This is a genomic window from Actinomadura sp. 6K520, from assembly GCF_004349245.1.
Taxonomy (GTDB): domain Bacteria; phylum Actinomycetota; class Actinomycetes; order Streptosporangiales; family Streptosporangiaceae; genus Spirillospora.
Map to the genome: position 1 here is coordinate 1 of NZ_SMLC01000015.1, position 21,735 is coordinate 21,735.

The 21,735-nt window shown below is 70.8% G+C and carries 15 protein-coding genes and 1 other RNA gene; 3 read left to right on the forward strand and 13 right to left on the reverse strand.

Translation table 11 applies throughout. The annotated features are described in order from the left end of the window. Positions 1 to 141 precede the first annotated feature (141 nt). From E1289_RS06425 to ftsE, 9 genes are all read right to left on the reverse strand, one after another. On the reverse strand, positions 142 to 1,488 hold the full coding sequence (locus tag E1289_RS06425; RefSeq protein ID WP_165970372.1) for a Dyp-type peroxidase: 1,347 nt from the start codon (positions 1,486 to 1,488) through the stop codon (positions 142 to 144). Between the two features lie 112 nt (positions 1,489 to 1,600). Continuing rightward, a complete protein-coding gene (locus E1289_RS06430) occupies positions 1,601 to 2,047 on the reverse strand; it encodes a MarR family winged helix-turn-helix transcriptional regulator (protein ID WP_131976303.1) in 447 nt (148 codons plus the stop codon). Between the two features lie 392 nt (positions 2,048 to 2,439). Beyond that, entirely contained in the window at positions 2,440 to 3,039 is a 600-nt protein-coding gene (locus E1289_RS06440) for a hypothetical protein (RefSeq protein WP_131976305.1), read from the reverse strand. A 166-nt stretch (positions 3,040 to 3,205) separates the two neighbouring features. Continuing rightward, positions 3,206 to 3,578: a transfer-messenger RNA gene (gene ssrA / locus E1289_RS06445) on the reverse strand. 320 nt (positions 3,579 to 3,898) lie between these two features. After that, the gene (locus tag E1289_RS06450) at positions 3,899 to 5,821 is read right to left on the reverse strand and encodes a penicillin-binding transpeptidase domain-containing protein (protein WP_131976307.1); all 1,923 of its coding nucleotides are present in this window, start codon (positions 5,819 to 5,821) and stop codon (positions 3,899 to 3,901) included. Between the two features lie 9 nt (positions 5,822 to 5,830). Further along, entirely contained in the window at positions 5,831 to 6,322 is a 492-nt protein-coding gene (gene smpB, locus E1289_RS06455) for an SsrA-binding protein SmpB (RefSeq protein WP_131976309.1), read from the reverse strand. Between the two features lie 72 nt (positions 6,323 to 6,394). Continuing rightward, positions 6,395 to 7,621, reverse strand: coding sequence for a S41 family peptidase (locus E1289_RS06460; RefSeq protein ID WP_131976311.1), 1,227 nt, complete (start codon positions 7,619 to 7,621; stop codon positions 6,395 to 6,397). 63 nt (positions 7,622 to 7,684) lie between these two features. Further along, positions 7,685 to 8,590, reverse strand: coding sequence for a permease-like cell division protein FtsX (gene ftsX, locus E1289_RS06465; RefSeq protein ID WP_131976313.1), 906 nt, complete (start codon positions 8,588 to 8,590; stop codon positions 7,685 to 7,687). Between the two features lie 201 nt (positions 8,591 to 8,791). After that, the gene (gene ftsE, locus E1289_RS06470; RefSeq protein WP_131954587.1) at positions 8,792 to 9,481 is read right to left on the reverse strand and encodes a cell division ATP-binding protein FtsE; all 690 of its coding nucleotides are present in this window, start codon (positions 9,479 to 9,481) and stop codon (positions 8,792 to 8,794) included. Positions 9,482 to 9,895: 414 nt separating this feature from the next. Here ftsE and E1289_RS06475 point away from each other — a divergent pair, with 414 nt between their 5' ends. After that, entirely contained in the window at positions 9,896 to 10,081 is a 186-nt protein-coding gene (locus tag E1289_RS06475) for an RING finger family 4 domain-containing protein (RefSeq protein ID WP_131976315.1), read from the forward strand. A gap of 28 nt (positions 10,082 to 10,109) precedes the next feature. Here E1289_RS06475 and E1289_RS06480 read toward each other — a convergent pair whose 3' ends face one another. Then, on the reverse strand, positions 10,110 to 11,246 hold the full coding sequence (locus E1289_RS06480; RefSeq protein WP_131976317.1) for a hypothetical protein: 1,137 nt from the start codon (positions 11,244 to 11,246) through the stop codon (positions 10,110 to 10,112). Between the two features lie 184 nt (positions 11,247 to 11,430). Here E1289_RS06480 and prfB point away from each other — a divergent pair, with 184 nt between their 5' ends. Both prfB and E1289_RS06490 read left to right on the forward strand, forming a co-directional pair. Beyond that, positions 11,431 to 12,546 carry a peptide chain release factor 2 gene (gene prfB, locus E1289_RS06485; protein WP_131976319.1) on the forward strand — a complete coding sequence of 372 codons (1,116 nt, stop codon included), beginning with the start codon at positions 11,431 to 11,433 and terminating at the stop codon, positions 12,544 to 12,546. Positions 12,547 to 12,649: 103 nt separating this feature from the next. Then, entirely contained in the window at positions 12,650 to 13,630 is a 981-nt protein-coding gene (locus E1289_RS06490) for a hypothetical protein (protein ID WP_131976321.1), read from the forward strand. A gap of 113 nt (positions 13,631 to 13,743) precedes the next feature. Here the strand turns inward: E1289_RS06490 and E1289_RS06495 are convergent, their stop codons facing one another. The 3 genes from E1289_RS06495 to E1289_RS06505 form a co-directional block, all read right to left on the reverse strand. Further along, positions 13,744 to 14,298, reverse strand: a complete 555-nt coding sequence (locus E1289_RS06495) for a hypothetical protein (protein WP_131976323.1) — start codon at positions 14,296 to 14,298, stop codon at positions 13,744 to 13,746. A 639-nt stretch (positions 14,299 to 14,937) separates the two neighbouring features. Beyond that, entirely contained in the window at positions 14,938 to 19,764 is a 4,827-nt protein-coding gene (locus E1289_RS06500) for an NAD-glutamate dehydrogenase (RefSeq protein ID WP_131976325.1), read from the reverse strand. Between the two features lie 189 nt (positions 19,765 to 19,953). Beyond that, on the reverse strand, positions 19,954 to 21,600 hold the full coding sequence (locus E1289_RS06505) for a serine/threonine-protein kinase (RefSeq protein ID WP_131976327.1): 1,647 nt from the start codon (positions 21,598 to 21,600) through the stop codon (positions 19,954 to 19,956). Positions 21,601 to 21,735: the final 135 nt, after the last annotated feature.

Genomic DNA, 21,735 nt, shown 5'->3' on the forward strand with positions numbered 1-21,735 from the left:
GGGCGACCTCCGCCCCCACCCGCAACGTCACGCCCACGCACGAAATCTATGCCGGGGAGAGTTGCGAAGAGAAGCCGCCCTGGAGCTGTTCACCCGGCCACCGACGGCAAAGCCGCGCTCGACCGTGCGCACGGAGGAAGGTCAGCGGGCGGAGAGCAGGGCGTCGGCCAGGTTCTCGCCGGGCCGCATACCCGGCGGAATGGCGAAGACGGCGCTGCCGGTGTGCTCGATGAAGGCGTTGAGCCGGTCGGACTCGGCCAGCTTGCGCTGGGTGCGGACGAAGTCTCCGGGGTCGCTCATGTAAGCGCAGAACAAGAGGCCGCTGTCGTAGGCGTCGTGGCCTCCGCCGGAATGCACGGGCATGTCGTCACCGTGGTCGTGATCCGCGTCCTTGCCGTGGTGGTGGTCGGCGACCGGTTGCCTGTTGGCCTGGAAGCCGTAGTCGTAGTTGTACGCGCGGCGCAACATCGGGACGTCGTGCACCAGCGCCACGTGGGAGTCGGCGAGGATGAGAGGCTTGCCGTCCGGTCCCTTCTTGCCGAAGTCGGGGTCGCTGAACTCGTGCCCGCCGCTGAGCGGGGCCCCGTCGCTCCGGCGCCGCCCGATCGTCCGGTCCTGTGTGCGCGCGGTCGAGGTGTCCCACTTCGGCAGGTCCATGCGGATCTTGCGGAAGACCAGGTAGGTGCCGCCGGAGAACCAGGCCGGCTCATCGGCGTCCGACCAGACGGCACGGTCGAACTCGGCGGTGCCGAAGCGCGGGTTGGTGGTGCCGTCCCGGTGGCCGAACAGGTTGCGCGGTGTGGCGTCGCCGAACGCTCCCAGAAAGCCCTGCTGACTCCACTGCAGCCGGGCCAGGCCCGGAGCGCGGCTGCGCAGGGTGCGGAAGGCCCGGCTGACCGTCTGGAGGTCGTCGCCGCAGACCTGGACGAAGAGCTCCCCGCCGCTCCAGACCTTCTCCAGCCGGTCGCCGCGGAAGTCGGGAAGCGGCGCCAGCCGCCGGGGCCGCGCCCCTTCTCGTCCGATTCGCTCGAACAGGTCCGGTCCCAGGCCGAAGGTGACGGTCAGCCTGGACGGTTCCAGATCATCGGCGACGCCGGAATCGGCCGGCACCTCCGGCCGGGCGAACGGCATGGGACCTGGCGGGAGCCCCCGCGTGAGGCGTTCGGCGGCCACCGTCCACCCTTCGGTGAGCCGCCGGAATGCGGCCACGGTCTGCTCGGTGGACAGGCGCTCGCCTTTCACCGGGTGGGTGGTCTCCAGGTTGAACGCCGCGAAGAGCGCGTACCGCTGCTGTGCGGTGGTGATGCCGGCCTGGTGCGCGCCGTGGAACGGCTCGATGCGCCCCCCGGCCTGTGCTGGACGCGGCGCCGGGGCGGTGTCACGACCACCGGCCACCAGCGCACCACCCGTCGCCGCCGCACCCGCGGTCGCCGCGAACGCGGCGATCGCACCGCGCCGCGAGAAGCGATGGCCTGATTCCTTGGACACAAGCACCCCCGAAACGGATCGGAAACCTTCAGGTAACCTGAAGCCTATAGGCGGCTTCAGGCATCCTGAAGGTGGGGTCGTCCGAAGGGGAGAGCGGTGGTCCCGTGCCAGGTCAGGAGGTGGTCCGGCCCTCGAAAGCGGCGCGCACCGCGTCACCGAGCTCACGATGGACGGGGTCGGCGTCCGCGCCGAACATGCGCTCGTCGACGTCGGCCACCGCCCGCTGGGCCTCGGCCAGTAGGCGGGCACCGCTCGGCGTGATCTCGATCGTCGAAGCCGACCCGGCACGGGCGTTATGGTCGCGGACGAGTTCCGCGGCGGCGAGCGCCTTGACCGCGCCGTGCACGCTCTGGACAGTGATCCCCGACATCCGCGCCAGGTCGCTGAACGACGTCCCCGGCATGGTGGCGATGTGGCCGAGCAGCCCGAGCCTGGCGACCGTTAGCCCCAGCGGGGCGAGGACGTTGGTGAGTTCGGCCTCGATCCGGCGCGCCAGTGACAGCACGACGATGGACGTGCTGGTGACCGGCGGACCGGAACGGCCATTGTCGGTGGTCACCCCACCAGTGTTCCCCATACCACCACCCCACGGCCCACCTCCAACGGACCCGCTGCGGTGCGCCAGGACGCCGAGCCCCCGCGGCCGAGTGCGCCCGCGAGCCGCCCAACCGAAGGACTCCACCGGCCCACGCGGAACCCGAGGTCGCGCACAGACCGCGCCGGTCAAGCCCCTTCACCAGGATGTTCCGCCGAAGTTGGCCGCCAAGGTGCTCACCGGGGGCGGGACCAGTCTGAGGCCCGAATGAAGGAACCGTCACCGCTCAGGGCATGGCCCGACGTCCCCACACGGGTCTTGTTCGGCCGCGACGGCCGCCTGTTCCCCGCGTGGAGACCTACGCCGCCGATCAGGCGGCGGGCTGGGGCCCGGACTTGCCGTGGGGGTGCTGCTCATCAACTGTGGACACCAGAGACGAGCCCGCGATCCCATACGCGAACATGGCGCCCGTAGCGACGCACAGCGGCCGTGAGTTGTTCCAGGTCGGGCTCTCTGTCGTACAGATCCGTGGATGGCCCCCACTGACGGGGATCAGCGGGACGCCGACCGACTCTGACGCGGCTCCCGCGTGTTCCGCGCTCCACGACGACCAGGAAGGGAGCCGGCCCCCTGTCGGTCAGCACCGGAAGGTGAAAGACGACCACCTCGGCGATCTGCGGCCAGGCGATGTGTTGCGCAGGACGCCTGCCCAGGTAGACACCGTCCCTCCCGATGGCCACCAAGACGTCACCGGCGACATTGCGGCGGTCCCGACGGTCGTCATGCACCAGGTAGCCCAGCACCCCGCCGCAGACCGCAGCCATGAACAATGTCGCCAGCGACCAGCCGAGCACGCCCGGCCCACCAGCCAGAACGGAGTACAGCAAGGCAGCGGCGGGACCGATCACGAACGGCGCGCACACCAGCGCGATCACCCATACGAGCGGGTCACGGCCCTTGCGAAGGACATAGACGGCATCAACCGGCGGGAGAACCAGGTCATGCGAGCCCGGCATCGCGCCCTCCGGGTGGCACGGTAGATGACTGCATCTCGTTTGTACCACCAGGTCCCGCCCGTGTCCCGGGTCAGGACGCCGGCCACGACCTGGCGGCGGACGGACGGCTTCGACGATCACAAAACAGGCCCGCCCGAAACGTGTGTTTCGAGCGGGCCTGTTCTTGGGGTGGAGGTGGCGGGAATCGAACCCGCGTCCTTCGGTGATGAGTCAGGGCTTCTCCGGGTGCAGCCTGCTTGACGCTTTCTCAGCCCCGGCGCTCACGCAGGCGTGTCGCCGACGGGCTCAGTCGCTGTTTACTGTCCCTACAGGCCCCGCGACCGGGCTTGCAGGTTGAGTCTCCTTACGATGCCAGACCCCGGTTCGGAGACGCTACCGGGCTGACAGAGTCGCTCCTCGCCTCAGGCGGCGAGGGCGAACTCGGACTGCTTCTTGTTGGCAGTTATTGGTTTGCTGTCACAGGATTTACGAGGTCACGACAGCAACCCTCGACCCGCTTCCCCTGGCTCGAACGACCGAAGTCGAAGCCGGTCACCCCCATGTTCAGTTGTCAACGCGGCAGTCCCGGGACGTCCGCACGACGACGCTACAAGCATAACGTGCGGGACGGCAACGTCATTCCCCCGCGGGCAGCCGTGAACCCCGGTGGGCGCGAGTGTCCTCACGCCCACCGGGGTCGACCGGCAGGGTCGGGCCGGTCCGGACGGCGGAGCCTCCCCCGAGACGAGGCTCCGGTCTCATCACGGCGACTGAGCCCGCAACCCCCCGAGCGGGATCTCAGTCACCCGTGAAGACGCGCGGAGGCGGCGGGATGGTTGCCTCCCCGACGTAAAGAGATAACAAAGCCGTAACGGGGACCTCAGCCGCGGAGGAAGTCGGCGGCGAGCTTGGAGGTGTTGACCCTGCCCTCGACGGCGATGGCGAAGGCGCGGTCGCCGACGCTGCCGACGAACCAGGAGACCGACTTGTTCCGGCTGCCGTCCCGGTACTCGGCGAGGGCGGCGACGCCGACGAGGTCGCCGGAGACGCGGGCGCCGCGGGCGTTGCCGTGGGACGCGGTGCGGCCGAGGACCTTCTTGAGGCTCACGATGGACTCGGACTTGAGGTTCTGCGGCGGGGGCGCCTGGATGGTCTTGGGGATGTCCTTGAGGACGTACGGGGGCTTCCAGGTGCCGTTCTGGGCGGCGGCGGCGACGAGGGCCATGGTGAGGGGGCTCACCTGGACGTTGCCCTCACCGATCATCGCGGCGGCCTTCTCGCCGTCGTCGGCGGGGGCGGGCACCGAGCCGGTGAAGGCCGGGACGCTCAGGCCCCATTCCTGGCCGATGCCGAGCTGGGCGGCCGCGTTGACGAGGGTCCGGGCGTCCAGCTTGGTGTGGAGCTGCGCGAGGGTCGTCTTGCAGGACGCGGCGAAGTGGTTGGCGAAGGTGCTGTCGCCGCGGGGCTGGTTGGTGAACGTCTTGCCGCCGACGGTGACGCTGCCGGGGCAGGTCGTCTCACTCGACTGGCTCATGCCCGCCCCGGAGAACAGGGCCTCGGCGGACACGATCCCGAACGTCAGCCCGGGCGGGTACTCGCCCTCGAACGCGAGGTTCGTGCCGCCCGTCCCGTGGTTGGACACGGCGAGCACCTCGCCGGTGCTGGGCCGCACCACCACCATGGACGCGGGGTAGGGCAGGCCCGTGAGCGCCTTGTCCGCCTTGCGCTGGTAGGACGGGTCGAGGGTGGTCTGCACCTCCTGCGGCGGCTGGCCGTCCCAGGAGCGCAGTTCCTTGGTGTTCTCCCCCGACTCGTCCTGCGCGACGACGCGGACGGTGGGCGTGCCGGCGAGCCGGCGCTGCTGCAGGAGCTGGATGCCGCTGACGCCGATGGTGTCGCCCGGCTGGTAGGGGGCGCCCACCTGCTGGAGGCGGTCGGCGGTGGCGGGGCCGAGGGTGCCGACGAGTTCGGGCGCGTAGGCGGGGGCGATCGGCGCCTGGACGCCGTTGAACTTCAGCCCGGGGACGGCGGTCAGCCGCTGGACGAGCGCGTTGTGCGCGGGGACCTGCAGGGTCAGCAGCGGCAGGAAGTCCTGCGGCGGGGCGGAGCGGACGCGGCCGAGGAGGCGTTCGGCGTCCAGCCGGCGGCCGCCGTCGAATTTGGCCTGCTCGGCGAGCAGGTCGAGGGTCTTCTTCGGGTCGGCGAGCTGCCCGGGGAACACTCCGACGTCGTAGGCCCCGACCTTGCGCACGAGCGAGCGGCCGTGCGTGTCGGTGATGGCGGCGCGCTTGGGGCCCTCGGTCACGACGGCGAGCCGCTGCCCCGGCTTGAGGCTCGTGTGGATGATCGACGGGCTCCAGACGACCTTCCACTTGCCGCCGACGCGCTTGAGGCGCATCAGCCCGGGATACTCCCACGGCTGGCCGTTCTCACCGAGGTCGATCTTGACGGTGAAGCGCGCGTCGGCCTCGTCGCCGTTCTGGACGATTTGGGCGACATCGCTGTCGCTGACACCGGTGCCGAGGGACAGCCGCAGCGACGCGGCGTCGAGCTGGCGGCCGACGCGGCTCAGCGCGTCCGCGACCTCCTGGCGGTCCACGCCGACGGTGTTGCCGGCCGCCGCCTCGAAGTTGCCGACCTGCCAGGCGATCAGGAAGTCGCGGACGGCCGGCATCGCCGACCGCTCGGCCCAGCATCCCGTCGTCATGCCCGCGACCAGCGCACCGCTCACCGTCAGGGCGACCGCCCGGCGCCGTGTCCTCCGGATTCCGCCGGGGAACCGCCTCCGGCCTCGGTTCGTCATCGACACCCTTCACCGTCTCCTGAACCGGGCCGCCGCCGCCTTCTGCATCTCCCGCTCGGCTTCCCGCTTGGCGATGGCCTGGCGTTTGTCGTAGCTCTTCTTACCACGGGCCAGGCCGATCTCGACCTTGGCCTTGCCGTCCTTGAAATACAGCGAAAGCGGGATCAGCGTCCACCCTGGCTCGGACGACTTCGCGATGACCTTCTGGATCTCGCGCTTGTGCAGCAGCAGCTTGCGGCGCCGGCGGGGGGCGTGGTTGGTCCAGGTGCCCTGGGTGTACTCGGGGATGTGGACGTTGTCCAGCCAGACCTCCCCGTCCACCACGTGCGCGTAGCCGTCGGCGAGGGAGGCGCGTCCGGCGCGCAGGGCCTTGACCTCCGTGCCCGTCAGCACCATGCCCGCCTCCCACGTCTCGTCGATGTGGTAGTCGTAGCGGGCGCGCTTGTTCTGGGCGATGAGCCTGCGCCCGGTGTCCTTCTTGCGCCCGGTGTCCCGTGCCACGTCATCATCCTTGTCCGGCGTCTCGGTGTTGTCCGGCGTCTCCGTCGGTCCGGCGGTCGGTCGCCGGCCGGGTCAGTCGTCCGGCAGGGCCGCGCGCAGGCCGCGCAGCACCGCCCGGGCGCGCCGCTCGGCCACCGGGGGCGGGCGGTCCGCGGAGACCGCGATGTCGGGTTCGATCCCCACCCCGTCGAGGTTACGGCCGCCAGGGGTCCGGTAGCGACCGACGGTGAGCTCGATCACCGACCCGTCGGCGAGCGTGACGGCCTCCTGCACCGACGCCTTCCCGTACGTACGCGATCCTATGATCACCGCGCGGTCGCGGTCACGGAGAGAGCCGGCGACGACCTCGGCGGCGCTGGCGGTGCCGGCGTCGACGAGCACGACGAGCGGGGTCTTCGCGTCGCCGGGCGCGGTGACCGCGAGGTCGCGGGCCGGCCGCCCGCGCGGCCGGTACGTCACCACGGGGCCGCTCCGCAGGAACGCCGAGGCCGTCTCGACCGCCTCCTCCAGGAGGCCGCCCGGGTTGCCGCGCAGGTCGAGCACGACGCCGCCTTCGGGACGGCCGTGCGGCGGCTCCCCGGACACGGCCGCGCGGACCTGCCGTCCCGTACCGCGCGTGAAGGCGCCGACCCGCACGAGCCGGGCGTCCTCTGGGAGATCGGTCACGGTGACGTCCCCTTCGGAGACCTGCGTGCGGACGAGATGGAACCGCTTTGTTCGACGGCCGCGCTCCACGGTTAGTTCGACGGCGGCCTCGGGACGTCCCCGCAGCGCCTCCGCGACGCGCTCGACGCCCCACCCGGCCACGGACGAGCCCCCGACGGCGGTGACGACGTCGCCGGCCCGCACGCCCGCGCGGGCGGCGGCGGTGCCCGGCTGGACGCTCGCCACGAGCACCCGTCCGCCGGCGCCGTCCCCGCCGTCGCGGGTGCCGAGCCACAGCCCGACGCCGCCGTAGTCGCCGTTGAGGCGTCCCTCGACGTCGTCGTACTCGCTGGCGGAGTAGTAGCGCGCCCACCTGTCGTCCAGGACGCGGAGCATGCCCTTGATGGCGGCGCGGTCGAGGTCGCCGCGTGCGACGGGTTCGGCGGCGTGCCGGCCGATCTGCGCGGCCGCCTCGTTGAGGACCGATCCGTCCGCCGCCGCGGTGGGCTGCCGCGGGCCCGAGCCGGTCACGGCGCCCGCGCCGTACGCGGCGACGATCGCGGCCGCGACGGCGGTGCCGCGCAGCAGGCGGCCCGCTCCTCGCTGGTCGGGGGGCCGGGGCCGCTTCCCCGGGAGCGGCACGATCCGGAGCATGCGGCAAGTGTAGAGCGGCGCGCGACGCCGGATCCGGCGGTTGCGCCGGATCCGGTCATCGCGTCAGATCTTCAGGTATCTCCGCAGCGTGAGGAACGACGCGACCGCGCACAGCAGCACACCGAAGCAGATGGAGACGATGATGACGGCTATCACCGTGCTCCAGCCGAGCTGGCTCACGAGCTGGACGTCCCCGGCCAGTCTGTCGATCAGCAGCTTCTTGCTGAAGATCAGCAGGATGGACGCGAACCCGCCGCCGATGAGGCCGGCGATGGCGCCTTCGAGGATGAACGGCAGCTGGATGTAGGTGTTGGACGCGCCGACCAGCCGCATGATGCCCGTCTCCCGGCGCCGGTTGAACGCCGACAGCCGGACGGTGTTGCCGACCAGCATCACCGCGGCGATCACCTGGATGAGCGCGATCGTCAGCGCCGCCACCTGCAGGCCGTTCAGGATCCGGAAGAACCGCTTCAGGATCTCCTGCTCGTTGATGACGGTGTCGACGCCCGGCTGGCCGAGCATCGCCTGCGCGACCGCCTTGTACTCCTCGGGGTTGCTCAGCTTGACCCGGAACGAGTCGGGGATGTCACCCTCACGGGTGCTCTCCACGAAGCCGGGCGAGCCCGCGAAGCGGTCCTTGAACCGGTCGTAGGCCTGCTGCTTGTTCTCGTACTGGACCTCGGAGACCTGCGGCATCTGGTCCAGCTGCCCCTTGAGCGCCTGCCGCTGCTGGTCGGTGACGTCCTGCTTCTTACAGCTCGGGTTCGAGCTCGTCTTGGCGCACAGGAAGATCGAGACCTCGATCTTGTCGTACCAGTAGCTCTTGGACGAGTCGACCTGCTGCCGCAGGAGCAGCCCGGTGCCGAAGAGCGCCATGGCGATGGCGACGGTGATGACGAGGGAGATCGTCATCGTCATGTTCCGGCGGAGACCGATCCAGATCTCCTGGAGAACGAACTGTACGCGCATGCCTCGCTGTCCTTGATCTGTGTCCCGCCGAAGCCTGGGCCGTCCCGATGTGGCCCGATGCGGGCGGTTCCTACCGCGTGGCCCTCGGGGTGTCGTACGAGCCGGCAGGAATCGATGGTTCAGATGGAAGTGCCGTGGAGGGTACCGGGCCCCGGCCCGGACGGCGGGCGGACGTGATCCCGCACTCCCCGGCGAACACGGTCAGTAGGCCTGTCCGTACACGCCGCGCGACTGGTCGCGGACGACCCGTCCGTCCTCCAGCTCGACGACGCGCTTGCGGAAGGCATCGACGATCGCGGCGTCGTGGGTGGCCATGACGACGGTGGTGCCGGTCCGGTTGATCCGGTCCAGCACCTTCATGATGCCGATCGAGGTGGCGGGGTCGATGTTGCCCGTGGGCTCGTCCGCCAGCAGGATCATCGGCCGGTTGACGAACGCCCGCGCGATGGCGACGCGCTGCTGCTCGCCGCCGGACAGCTCGTCCGGCATCCGGTGGGCCTTGCCCTCCAGGCCGACGAGGTCGATGACCTCGGGGACGACCTTGCCGATGAAGCGCCGCGGCTTGCCGATCACCTCGAGGGCGAACGCGACGTTCTCGAAGACGTTCTTGTTGGGGAGCAGGCGGAAGTCCTGGAAGACACAGCCGATCCTGCGGCGCAGGTGCGGCACCTTCCAGTTGCTCAGCCTGTTCAGGTCCTTGCCCGCCACGTGCACGTGACCCTGGGAAGGACGCTCCTCCTTCAGGATGAGGCGCAGGAAGGTCGACTTCCCGGAGCCGGAGGGACCGACCAGGAACAGGAACTCGCCCTTTTCGATGGCGACGTTCACGTGTTGCAAGGCGGGCCGGTTCTGGCTCGGGTAGACCTTGGTGACGTTGTCGAAGTGGATCACGGCTGCATCACGGCGGTTCGGTCTCTAGGGGTTGGGGAGCGGCCCGGCCCGCGGGCCGCGGAATCCTCCGCGGCCTCCGGTCTGCGCCGCCCGGCTTCGCGGCCAGGTGGGACGCGGAGCCTTCGAGCAGTGTAGAGGGGACGGTCAACTGTCTCGTCCCACTCGACGTGGTAGGGGGGCCGGGAACCGGCGCATGCCCCGATCAGCACGTGCCGTCCGATCAGTGCCATGTGAACCGTCTCCCGACGTCCGGCCGTTTCATACCGTCAAGCCCCCGGACTTGCCGGAACGACCATACAGTCCGGCTACGCTGGATGATGGCGAAAGATACCTAATAGGTCGACAGACACCAGACCGGTCGACGCTTCCCCGCACGGACCCGCGTGCCCGTTCCTTGAGATTGGGGCCCACCGCATGAGCTGCGAACATCTGATCTGCGCTCGGTGCTCGAACCCCGTGGTGGAGGGGCGCTGCCCCATCTGCCGGGAGGCCCGCTCGGAACTGCACCGCCACGGACCGTTCACCTCGCCCGCCCTGGTTCTCGCCGGCCTCGTCGCCCTGCTGTTCGTCGCCCTCGTCCTGCAGCGCGCCTACGGCTGACCGCGGGGCGCCTTCTTCGGTCCGGCTCTCAGGGCTGCTTCTTGAGCGGTGGCGTGGCGGCCTTGGAGATCGCTCCCTCGTCGGCGATGACGTGCGCCTTCGGACGGGCCTCGCCCTTCTTGCCCTCGTCGTTCTTGTCGCCGTCTTTCTTGTCGTCGTCCTTCTGGCCGGTGTCCTTCGCGTCGCCGCCCTGCTTCCCGCGCGGCGGGTCGTACGCCGCGAAGTGCAGGGTCGCGCTGGTGTCGACCTGGTTCCCCTCGACGGTTCCGTCGAGCAGGTGCTCCGCCTCCTTCGGGATCTCCGGCTTGGGCGTGTCGGGGTCCTCGGCGATGAGCGAGGTGTTGCGGAACAGCGAGTAGACGATCAGGCCGCCGCCGCTCTCCGTGCGGAGCCCGAAGTAAGGGAAGGGCGTGGCCGTGTAGACGACCTGCAGCGTGAGGTCGTCCGCCTTGGCCTTCTTCTTGGCGCGCTTGGCGTCCTTGTAGAAGCCGGTCGTGACGGCGCTCGACTTCATCACCTTGGCGGCGACGCTGCCCTCGCCCTCCGCGGCGACCGTCGCGTGGATGCCGATGACGTCGCGGGGACGGATCAGGAGGGACGTGTCGTCCGTGCTGAGCGCCTCCGCGTAGCCGTCGTCGTCGACGGCGATGTCCGGCAGCTTCGCCTTGCGGTGCATCTCGGTCGCGAACGTCAGCTTCCAGTCCTCGGACGGCTTGCGAAGGACGAACGCCATCAGCACCGTGCGCTCGCTCTTGCGCTCACCGAGGACGGAGCGCTTCACCGACGCCACGAACCACTGCGGATAGGCGTCGTCCTTGAGCTTCGGCACGTACAGCTCGGGGTCGCCGTACACGAAGCGCCGCACCGGGTCGCCGTCGTAGGCGGCCTCGCGGAACTCGGCCGCGGTGAGCTGGGACTGCCCGTCGGACGTCCAGGTCAGCGCCAGCCGCTCGTCGCCGGCCGCCCTGGCCACGTCCTCGTCGGTGACATAGGTGCGGAACGCCCGCTCCGCGACGTCCGGGGTCAGCGGGACGGGCTCGGGCGGCGAGGTCGCGGGCACGCTCACGGCGGGCCGCGCCTTCGACTCGTCCCCGGCGCAGCCCGCGAGGGCGAGCGCCAGGACGAGCGGCACCACGGCCGCGATCACCCGCGTGAACCTGTGCACAGACCGTCCCCCGGACCGAGTTCCCCTCCGGCCGCCCTCCGGCCGGCGTCCTCGGCCCGTGATTCTGCCACCCACATGATATTGGCCGCGTGATCCCCTCCGCGGCGAAAGCGGCGCACCGGGGACGGAAGGGCGTCGACCGGGCGGCGGTTAGCAGTCCCCGGACGGCGCTAAGCTCGTGAGCGTGGCAGGCATCGAACCCGAAGAGCAGCTCAAGGAGCTCGGCTCGACCCTGTCCAGCATCGAGCAGGTGCTGGACCTCGACGGCATGCGCCGGGACATCGCCGAGCTGCGGGAACAGTCGGCCGACCCTGACCTGTGGAACGACCAGGAGCGCGCCCAGACGGTGACGCGCCGCCTGTCGTACCTGGAAAGCGAGCTGGGCCGGGTCGAGGGCCTGCGGCAGCGGCTCGACGACGCCGCCACCCTCTACGAGCTCGCCCGGGAGATGGACGACGCCGACACCCGCACGGAGGCCGACGAGGAACTCGCGGCGCTGCGCAAGGCCGTCGAGCAGCTCGAGGTCCGCACCCTCATGTCCGGCGAGTACGACGCCCGGGAGGCGCTGGTCACCATCAACGCGCAGGCCGGCGGGGTGGACGCGGCCGACTGGGCCGAGCAGCTCCAGCGGATGTACCTGCGGTGGGCCGAGCGGCACGGCTACCCGACGGAGGTCTACGAGACGTCCTACGCCGAAGAGGCCGGGATCAAGTCCACGACGTTCACGGTCAAGGCCCCCTACGCATACGGGACGCTGCGCGGCGAGCACGGCACGCACCGGCTGGTGCGGATCTCCCCGTTCGACAACCAGGGCCGCAGGCAGACCTCGTTCGCGGGGCTGGACGTCGTTCCGGTCGTGGAGCAGAGCGACCATGTCGACATCGACGAGAACGACCTGCGGGTGGACGTCTACCGCTCGTCCGGGCCCGGCGGGCAGGGCGTCAACACCACCGACTCGGCGGTACGGATCACCCACATCCCGACCGGCATCGTCGTGTCCTGCCAGAACGAGCGCAGCCAGATCCAGAACCGCGCCACGGCGATGAACGTCCTGCAGGCCAAGCTCCTGGAGCGCAAGCGCCAGGAGGAGGAAGAGAAGATGTCCGCGCTGCGCGGCGAGGGCACCAGCAGCTGGGGCACGCAGATCCGCAACTACGTGCTGCACCCGTACCAGATCGTGAAGGACCTGCGCACCGGCGTCGAGGTCGGCAACCCCTCCGCGGTCCTGGACGGCGACATCGACGAGTTCATCGAGGCCGAGATCCGCTGGATGCGCCAGCGGGAGACCGAATCGGCCTGACGCAAGATCTTTCGACGAGGTTTCGTGTTCACAGCGTGACGGCATGATCACTCTGCGAGGATGACGGGCGGTCAGGAATCGCCGTCGCCACTCGGGGGGCAGTATGCCCGCACGTACCATCGCCGGAGCCGCGCTCCTCACGTCCGGCCTGCTCGCCGCGGCGCTGAGCGCGGGCTGCTCGGGCGCCGCCTCGTCCGCCGACCCGGCGAAGCCCGCGGGGACGCCCCCGCTGACCAAGGCCCAGGCCCAGCAGGTGCTGGCGTCCTTCACCCAGGCGGCCGACCGCGCCGGCCGGGGGCTCGACCGCAGGTCGCTGCACGCCATCGAGACCGATCCGCAGCTCACCATGGACGTCGCGGCGCTCAGGCTCCGGCGTGCCGTCAAGCGGCCGCCGGCGAAGCTGCGGTTCACCGGCACGACGTTCTACATCCCCCGCCTGAACGGCTACCCGCAGTGGTTCGCCGTCGGAGCCGTCACCGGCCAGGACGAGCAGGCGCTGCGGCACGCGATGCTGTTCACGCGGGCCAAGGCCGACGCGCCGTGGCTACTCGCCGCCGACCCCCACCCCGGTGAGGCGTCGCTGAGCAAGGTGGCACTCGACCCGGACGGCTACGCCACACCGGTGACGCCGAACGCGAAGGGCCTCGCGGTCGCCCCCAGGAAACTGCCCGCCGCACACGCCGCCCTCCTCAGCGAAGGCCCCACCGCCGCAGGCGCGTCCGTCCTCGCGGAGGGACCGCAGACCACCGAGACCTACAAGGCGCTGAAAAACGGCGAGAAAACGCTGGCGGGACGCGGTGTGACCCTGTCGTCCAGGTTCTCCGCCGCCCCCTACACGGTCCACGCGCTGCGCACCAAGGACCGCGGCGCTCTCGTCTGGTACGTCCTGAAGCAGAACGAGGCGTACTCCTCGTCCCGCCCGGGCCGGCTCACCGTGAGCGGCGACCTCATCGGACTGGCCCCGACCAGAGCCGCCAGGACGCGCCTCGACACCACCGTCCTCGTGCAGTACCTGGCCACCGTCCCGCCGAAAGGCAAGGCCACGGTCACCGGCATGTACCGCAAGGCCGTGCACGTCAGATGACCTTTCCGCCGACGCTCCTCCCCTGATCTCCGTCGGGTGCCGGGCCGTCCCGCTCCTCCGACCGCTGCAGCGGAACACCCGGCACCCGATGGTGCCACCTGGCACGCCGCGGGTCAGCGGGCGGCCACGAGCGAGACCGACTCGCCCAGAATGCGCCCCTTCCCGGACTCGGGCGCGTAACCGATGACCAGCCACTGCCAGGTCGTCCGCACGGTCTCACCCGGTTCGTCGCCGTTCTTCTCCAGGTGGTCGCGAACCTCTTCCGGAAGGGTGGACGCCTTACCTCCCGCCAGCGTCCTCTCCTCCTTCACCGCGTACCAGACGAGCGCCCCGCCATCCTCGGTGCGCAACGCGTAGGAGTCTCCCGGACCGGGCGTGACCGCCCCCCGCTCGACCGTCCAGTCACCCACTTCCTGATCCCGGGCATTGGACGTGTAGCTGTCGGGAACCAAGGCATCGTCGTCGCCGCCGAGATAACCCGCATGCGCTTCGGGCAGCCCGGATTCGGACGCGGCCAGCGCGTACCCCTCCCGGTCACGGTCAATCTGCGGCGGCCGCCCTTTGAACGTCAGCCAGTGCCCGGCACGCCAGCCGCCCTTGGCGTCCTCCTTGACGAAAACCCCGAGCACCTGCCGTTCACCCCCACCCGACCGTTCCAAGGCGGCCACCCCGAACCACCTGGGGTATTCACTCTGGCGAGGCACATAGAAAACGGGATTCGCCAGCGAGATCCGCGCCGACTTCGGCAACTTCCCATACATGCGAGCACGTGCGGCAACGGGCGCTTCCAGCGCCCCCGTCACCGCATCCCGCCAAAGCTCCGCGTCCCCGGAAGTGACCGCCCGATTATGCCGCTCAGCCCACTCCCGCAGGACCGAGGCCGACTCCTCAGCACCAATCGCGGGACCCGCAACAACCCCCGTCTCCCGAGCCCCGCCACCACTCCCCGAACACCCCGCTACAAGGGCGGTCAAAACCACCCACCAGGCAACCCGAGCCGTAGAACCCACAACGAACCCCACCAACCGGCCGACCGCCAAGTCCGGCAAGTGTAAAACGCCACCACCCCACCCACCGGGACCTTTTCCGGTCGAGCGATTGCAAGCCGGCCGTGACCACATCAGCCAGCACACCGGCCACGCGACGACCCCAACGTCCGCGATCGCGTCCGAAGGCAGGTTCCGAGCCTGCGAGAAACCTGATCGCGCAGCGAGCCGCTAGGCGAGCCGGAGCGATGCAGCGATCGCACGCAGTGCCCGCCGAAGGAAGGCGCTCTAGCGCCTGACGCCAAGGGCGCTGCAAAAAAACTACAGCGAGCTGGCGGTCACCAGGGTGCGGATGGCGCCGAGGGCCACCGACAGGGTCGCGAGGTCGAAGCTGTCGCTCTCCCATATCTCGCTGAGCGTCTGCTGGGCGCGCTGGAGCGCGGGCTTGTTCTTCTCCGCCCAGTGGAGCATGCGCTCGTCGGGGTGCAGGCCGGGGGCGCTGGTGACCAGGACGTCCTGGGTGAGCGCGGCGTGCGCCGTGTACAGGTCGTCGCGGAGCGCGGAGCGGGCCATCGAGCGCCACTTGTCGTCGCGCGGCAGCGCGATGATCCGTTCCCGCAGGCGGGAAAGCTGCAGCCGGTCGGCGAGGTCGAAGTAGACCTCGGCGGCCTCCTCGACGGGACGGCCCGTCTCGTGGGCGATGCCGACCAGGTCGAAGGTGGAGAAGGCGGGCACGAACGAGGCGCACTGCTCGGCCAGTTCGTCCGGCACGCCCAGTTCCGCGAAGCCGTCGCGGCGCTGCTCGAACGCGGCGAGGTCCAGTCCGACCAGCAGCTTCGACACGTGGGCGTGCAGCGCGGCCGCGCCGCCGGCGAAGAAGTCGATCGTCTCGTAGATGTCGAACGGGGGCCGCCGGTTGTGCAGCAGCCAGCGGGCGCCGCGTTCGGTGAGCTTGCGGGCCTCCAGCAGCATCGCGATCTGCGTGGACTCGGTGACCTGGTGCTGCAGGGCCTCCACCGACTGCCGGAACCGCGGCATGTCGAACACGTCGCGGGCGACGAGGTAGGCGCGGGCGATGTCGGACGACGACGCGCCGGTCTCCTCGTTCATCCGGAACACGAACGTGGAGCCGCTGGCGTTGACCAGGTCGTTCACCACGGCGGTCGTGATGATCTCGCGGCGCAGCGGGTGCCGGTCCATGTAGGCCCGGAACCGGGCGCGCAGCGGCGTCGGGAAGTAGTCGACCAGCCAGGACTCCAGGTACGGGTCGTCGGCCAGGTCGGACTCGGCGAGGTCGTGGTCGAGGGTGAGCTTGGCGTAGGCCAGCAGCACGGCGAACTCGGGACCGGTGAGCCCGAGGCCGGACTGCCGCCGCTCGGCGAGCGCCTTGTCGTCCGGCAGGAACTCCAGGCTCCGCTGGAGCCGGCCGTCCCGTTCGAGCTTGCGCAGGTACCGGGCGTGGATGTGCAGCATCGCCGGGGCCTGCGCGCGGGACGCGGCGAGCACCACGTTCTGCGCGTAGTTGTCGCGCAGGACGAGCCGCCCGACCTCGTCGGTCATTTCGTACAGCAGGTTGTCACGCTGCTTGCCGGTCAGCTCGCCGTCCCGCACCACCTGGTCGAGCAGGATCTTGATGTTGACCTCGTGGTCGGACGTGTCGACACCGGCGGAGTTGTCGATGAAGTCGGTGTTGACGCGGCCGCCGCCGCGGGCGTACTCGATGCGGCCGAGCTGCGTCACGCCGAGGTTGCCGCCCTCGCCGACCACGCGGCAGCGCAGGTCCGCGCCGTCGACCCGGACGGGGTCGTTGCCCTTGTCGCCGACGTCGGCGTTGCTCTCCATGGACGACTTCACGTAGGTGCCGATGCCGCCGTTCCACAGCAGGTCGACCGGCGCCGTGAGGACGGCCCTGATCAGCTCGTGCGGGGTGAGGGTCTTCACCCCGTCGTCGAGACCGAGCGCCTCGGTCATCTCCGGGGTCACCGCGATCGACTTGGCGGTGCGGGGGAACACGCCGCCGCCCTTGGAGATCAGCGAGGTGTCGTAGTCGGCCCAGCTGCTGCGCGGCAGCTCGAACAGCCGGCGGCGCTCGGCGAACGACGTCGCCGGGTCCGGGTCGGGGTCGACGAAGACGTGCCGGTGGTCGAACGCCGCGACGAGCCTGGTGTGCTCGGAGAGGAGCATCCCGTTGCCGAAGACGTCCCCGGACATGTCGCCGATGCCGACGGCGGTGAAGTCCTCCCGCTGGACGTCGGTGCCGAGGGAGCGGAAGTGGTACTTGACCGACTCCCAGGCGCCGCGGGCGGTGATGCCCATTCCCTTGTGGTCGTAGCCGACGGAGCCGCCGGACGCGAACGCGTCGCCGAGCCAGAAGCCGTACTCCGCGGCGACCTCGTTGGCGAGGTCGGAGAACGTCGCGGTCCCCTTGTCGGCGGCGACGACCAGGTAGGTGTCGTCGCCGTCGTGACGGACGACGTTCGGGGGCGGGACGACCTTGCCGTCCACGAGGTTGTCGGTCAGGTCGAGCAGGCCGGAGATGAAGTCCTTGTAGCAGGCGATGCCGGCCCGCTGCCACGCCTCCCGGTCCACGGACGGGTCGGGGAGCTGCTTGCCGACGAAACCGCCCTTCGCGCCGGCCGGGACGATCACGGTGTTCTTCACGGCCTGCGCCTTGACCAGGCCGAGGATCTCGGTGCGGAAGTCCTCGCGCCGGTCGGACCAGCGCAGCCCGCCGCGCGCCACCGACCCGAACCGCAGGTGCACGCCCTCGACCTCCGGCGAGTACACGAAGATCTCGTAGGTGGGCCTGGGCTCCGGCAGGTCCGGGATGGCCTGCGGGTCGAACTTCAGCGCCAGGTACGGCTTGCCCTGGTAGTAGTTGGTGCGCAGGGTGGCCTGGACGAGCGCCAGGTAGGCGCGGAGGATGCGGTCCTCGTCGAGGCTGGCGACCTCGTCGAGCCTGCCCCGGATCTCCTCGGTGATGCCGGCGCTGCGCTCCTCCTCGCCGCCCGCGATCGCGGGGTCGAGGCGGCTCTCCCAGAGCCGCATGATCAGCCGGGTGAGGGACGCGTTGCGCAGCAGCACCTGCTCGACGTAGCGCTTCGAGAACGTGGTGCCGGTCTGCCGCAGGTACAGGGCGTAGGCGCGCAGGATCATGGCCTGCCACCAGTGGAGCCCGACGTGCAGGACGAGGGCGTTGAAGCCGTCGTTCTCGATCTCGCCGCGCCACAGCCGGGTGAACGCCTCCTGGAAGAGGCCCTTCACGGCGTCCTCGGGGACGTCGGCGGGCGGCGCGTACCGCAGGCCGAGGTCGTAGATCCAGAACCGCCGCCCCTCGGCGGTGACGATCTCGTACGGCCGCTCGTCGATCAGCTCGACGCCCATGTTGTGCAGCAGCGGCAGCATCTGCGACAGCGAGATCGGCTCGCCCAGCCGGTAGATCTTCATGCGCCGTTCGCCCGGCTCGGCGCTGTACGGTTCGTACAGGTTGATCGAGGTGGCGGTGTCGTCGCCGAGCGCTTCGAGGCGGCGCAGGTCGGCCACCGCGGTGCGGGCCGGGAAGTCGGCCTTGTACCCCTCGGGGAAGGCGTCCCCGTACCGGCGGCCGAGGGTTCCGGAACGTTCCTCGCCGCACTGTTCGAGGATCGCGTCGGCGAGGTCGTCCGCCCAGGACCGGGTGGCGGCGGCCAGGCGCTCCTCCAGGTCGGCGACGTCCACGTCGGGCAGCGGACGGCCGCGCTCGCCGCGGACGACGACGTGCAGCCGCGCCAGCATCGACTCGGTGACGTTCGCGCTGTAGTCGACGCTGACGCCCTCGAACGCCTCCTTCAGCAGTTCCTGGATGCGCAGCCGCACCTTGGTGGTGTACCGGTCGCGCGGCAGGTACACCATGCAGGACATGTAGCGGCCGTACAGGTCCTTGCGCAGGAACAGCCGCAGCTGGCGGCGCTCGCGCAGGCGGAGCACGCCGAGCGCGATGTGCAGCAGGTCGTCGACGGAGATCTGGAACAGCTCGTCGCGCGGGTAGCTCTCCAGGATCTCGATGAGGTCCTGGCCGTCGTAGCTGTCGGGGGTGAACCCGGCGAGTTCCAGCACCTCGTCCAGCTTGCGCTTCAGCACGGGGACGTGCGCGATCGACGCGCTGTAGGCGACGTGGGTGAACAGGCCGAGGAACCGCCGCTCGCCGGTGACCTCGCCGGACGCGCCGAACTTCTTCACCCCGATGTAGTCGAGGTACAGGGGGCGGTGGACGGTGGACCGCGAGTTCGCCTTGGTGAGCACGAGCAGGTGCTTCTCGGTCGCCTTCTCCCGCACCTCGGGCGGAAGCGCGGCGAAGCTGCCGGACTCGCGCGTGTCGCCGCGCAGGATGCCGAGGCCGGTGCCGGGCTCGGGCCGCAGCGCGGTCCCGTCGTCGGTGAGCGTGTAGTCGCGGTAGCCGAGGAAGGTGAAGTGGCCGTCCGCGAGCCAGTCGAGGAGCTCGACGCCCTCGGCGAGCTCCTTGGCGGGCAGCGGCGGCGGGTCCTGCTCGATGGCGGCGGCGATCTCCCCTGCCCTGGCCCGCATCTTCGGCTCGTCCTCGACGGCGACCCGGACGTCCTGCAGGACGCGCAGCAGGTCCCGCTCCAGCCCGTCCAGGACGGCCCGGTCGCTGGTGCGGTCGAGCTCGATGTGGATCCACGACTCGTCGACGTCGGTGCCGCTGTCTAGCTTGCCGCGGAACGCCTTCAGGTGGCCGGCGACGTCGCGGTCCACGCCGAGGAGCGGGTGGACGATGAGGTGGGTGGCGAGCTGGTGCCGGGACAGCTCCATCGTCACCGAGTCGACGAGGAACGGCATGTCGTCGGTGACGACCTGGACGACCGTGTGCCCCGGGTCCCAGCCGTACTCCTCCAGCGTCGGGGTGAAGACGCGGACCTTGGCGCGCCCCTGGGGGCGTTCCTCGCCGAGCGTCCGGTGCGCCAGCGCGGGACCGCAGATGTCGGCCGGGTCCCTGGTCGCCAGATCCTCGCGGGCAACGTGCCGGTAGTAGAGCCGGAGGAAGGCGAAGGTCTCCTCCACGTCTCCGCCGCGCGGGCCCGGGCGCTGCGCGCACGTCTCCGCGGCCCGCCGGAGCAGGTCGTCCTTCGCCGAATCGAGCATGCCGCCCATCAACAACTCCCCTAGAGACCGTTCGCCACCCCGTTGTGGCGACGCTCACGCGCCAGCGTAACCAGGAATCGCCGCAAAGCCGACCTGCCCGGCCGCGAGGTCAACGTGGCCTGTCCCACCCTGCCAGGCGGTACGCGGTCACCCGGGAGGGATGGCCGAAACTGACCGGCGGGGCGGCGCCCGGGGGCGTCAGCCGGTGCCGCCCTGGCCGCCGGTGCCGGGGTCGTCTCCCGAGCCGCCGCCCGGTGGCTCCTCGGGGTCGGTCGGCGGATCCTCGGGGTCGGTCGGCGGTGTCCCGGTGCTGGGCGGCGGTGTCGACCCGGGCGGCGGCGTGGTCGGCGCCGAGTTGCTGGGGGTGGGGCTGCCGGACGGCGACGGGCTCGCGGACGGGCTCTCGCTGCCGGGCGACGGGGTGTAGGAGGGGGTGACCGGCTGCTGCTGGACGGGCTCCTCGCTGGTGGACGGCGCCGACGTGCTGGGCACGACGTCGGTCGGCGCGGGCGGGGCGCTCGGGTCGCTGACCTTCTGCCCCGCCTTGCCGCTGTCGCCGGAGCTGAGCGCGAGGACGGACGAGATCACCACGATCGCCACGAACAGCGCGGCGGCGCCGGCGAGCACGGCCGAGCGGGTCGAGCCGGCGAGCGTCTCCCGGAGCCCGCGCCCGCCCCCGCCGCCCTTGCCGCCGGCGAGTGCGGGCGGCAGCGTGTCGTCGGCCGACCATTCGGCGGGCGTCGGGAGAAGACCGGGCTCCAGGCCCTTCGCCTCGGTCGCGGCGGGGTCGTCGTCCGCTCCGGCACCGTGGAAGGCGACCGCCGCGGCCGGGGCCTCCGGGTCCCGGAAGACGGGCTCGTCGTCGTAGGCCGAATCGTCGTCGAAGACGGGGTCGTCGCCGAACACCGGGTCGGGCTCGAAGACCTCGTCCTCGCCGCCGATCTCGGCGGCGCGGACGGAACCGGCGGCGAGCATCGCGGTCTCGTCGGTGCCGCCGGACGCCCGTGCGGGGGCCGCGTCGACGGCGGTCCGCGAGCTCTCCTCGTGGCCGAGCAGCCGCATCAGCACCTGCCGCGCGCCCGGCCGGTCCGCGGGGTCCTTCTCCAGGCAGTCGAGCACCAGCTCGCGCAGCGGCCCGTGCAGGCCGCCGAGCTCGGGTTCCTCGTGCAGGATCCGGTTGATGACGGCGGGGATGGAGTCCTGGCCGAAGGGCGGCTCGCCCGTCGCCGCGAACACCAGGGTGGCCGCCCAGCAGAACACGTCCGACGGGGTGCCGACCTCGTCGCCGGCGATCTGCTCGGGCGACATGTAGGACGGGGTGCCGATCACACGGCTGGTGAGCGTGGTGCCGCCGCTGATGGCCCGCGCCACCCCGAAGTCGATGACCCGCGGGCCGTCCGGGCCGAGCAGCACGTTGTGCGGCTTGAAGTCACGGTGGACGATCTTCGCCTGGTGGATCGCGGACAGCGCCGTCGCGGTGCCGACGGCGAGCCGGTCGAGCACGGCGCCGCCGAGCGGACCCCCCTCCAGCACCTGCTGGTTCAGCGACGGGCCGCGGACGTACTCACTGACGATGTAGGGCCGGTCGCCGGTCGCGTCCGCGTCGATGACCTGGGCGGTGCAGAAGGGCGCGACCTGCTTGGCGACCTCCAGCTCCCGGAGGAACCGGGCGCGCGCCTTGTCGTCGGACGTCAGCTCCGAGTGCAGCAGCTTGATCGCGACCTGCCGGCCGCCCTCGTCCGTGCCCAGGTAGACCGTCCCCTGGCCGCCCTCGCCGACCCGGCCGATCAGGGCGTACGGACCGAGCCGATCCGGGTCTCCAGACCGCAGCGCCCCAACCTCCATGCGTGGAACCGTCCCTCTCTTGATCGACGGGCCCCCCGTGGACCCGGATCACCCTCGACTGTGTGACGCGCGAGGCCCATGGGAAGTTCACCCGGTCCTGCGTGAATACGGCGCGATCTGACCCACCGCTTCCGT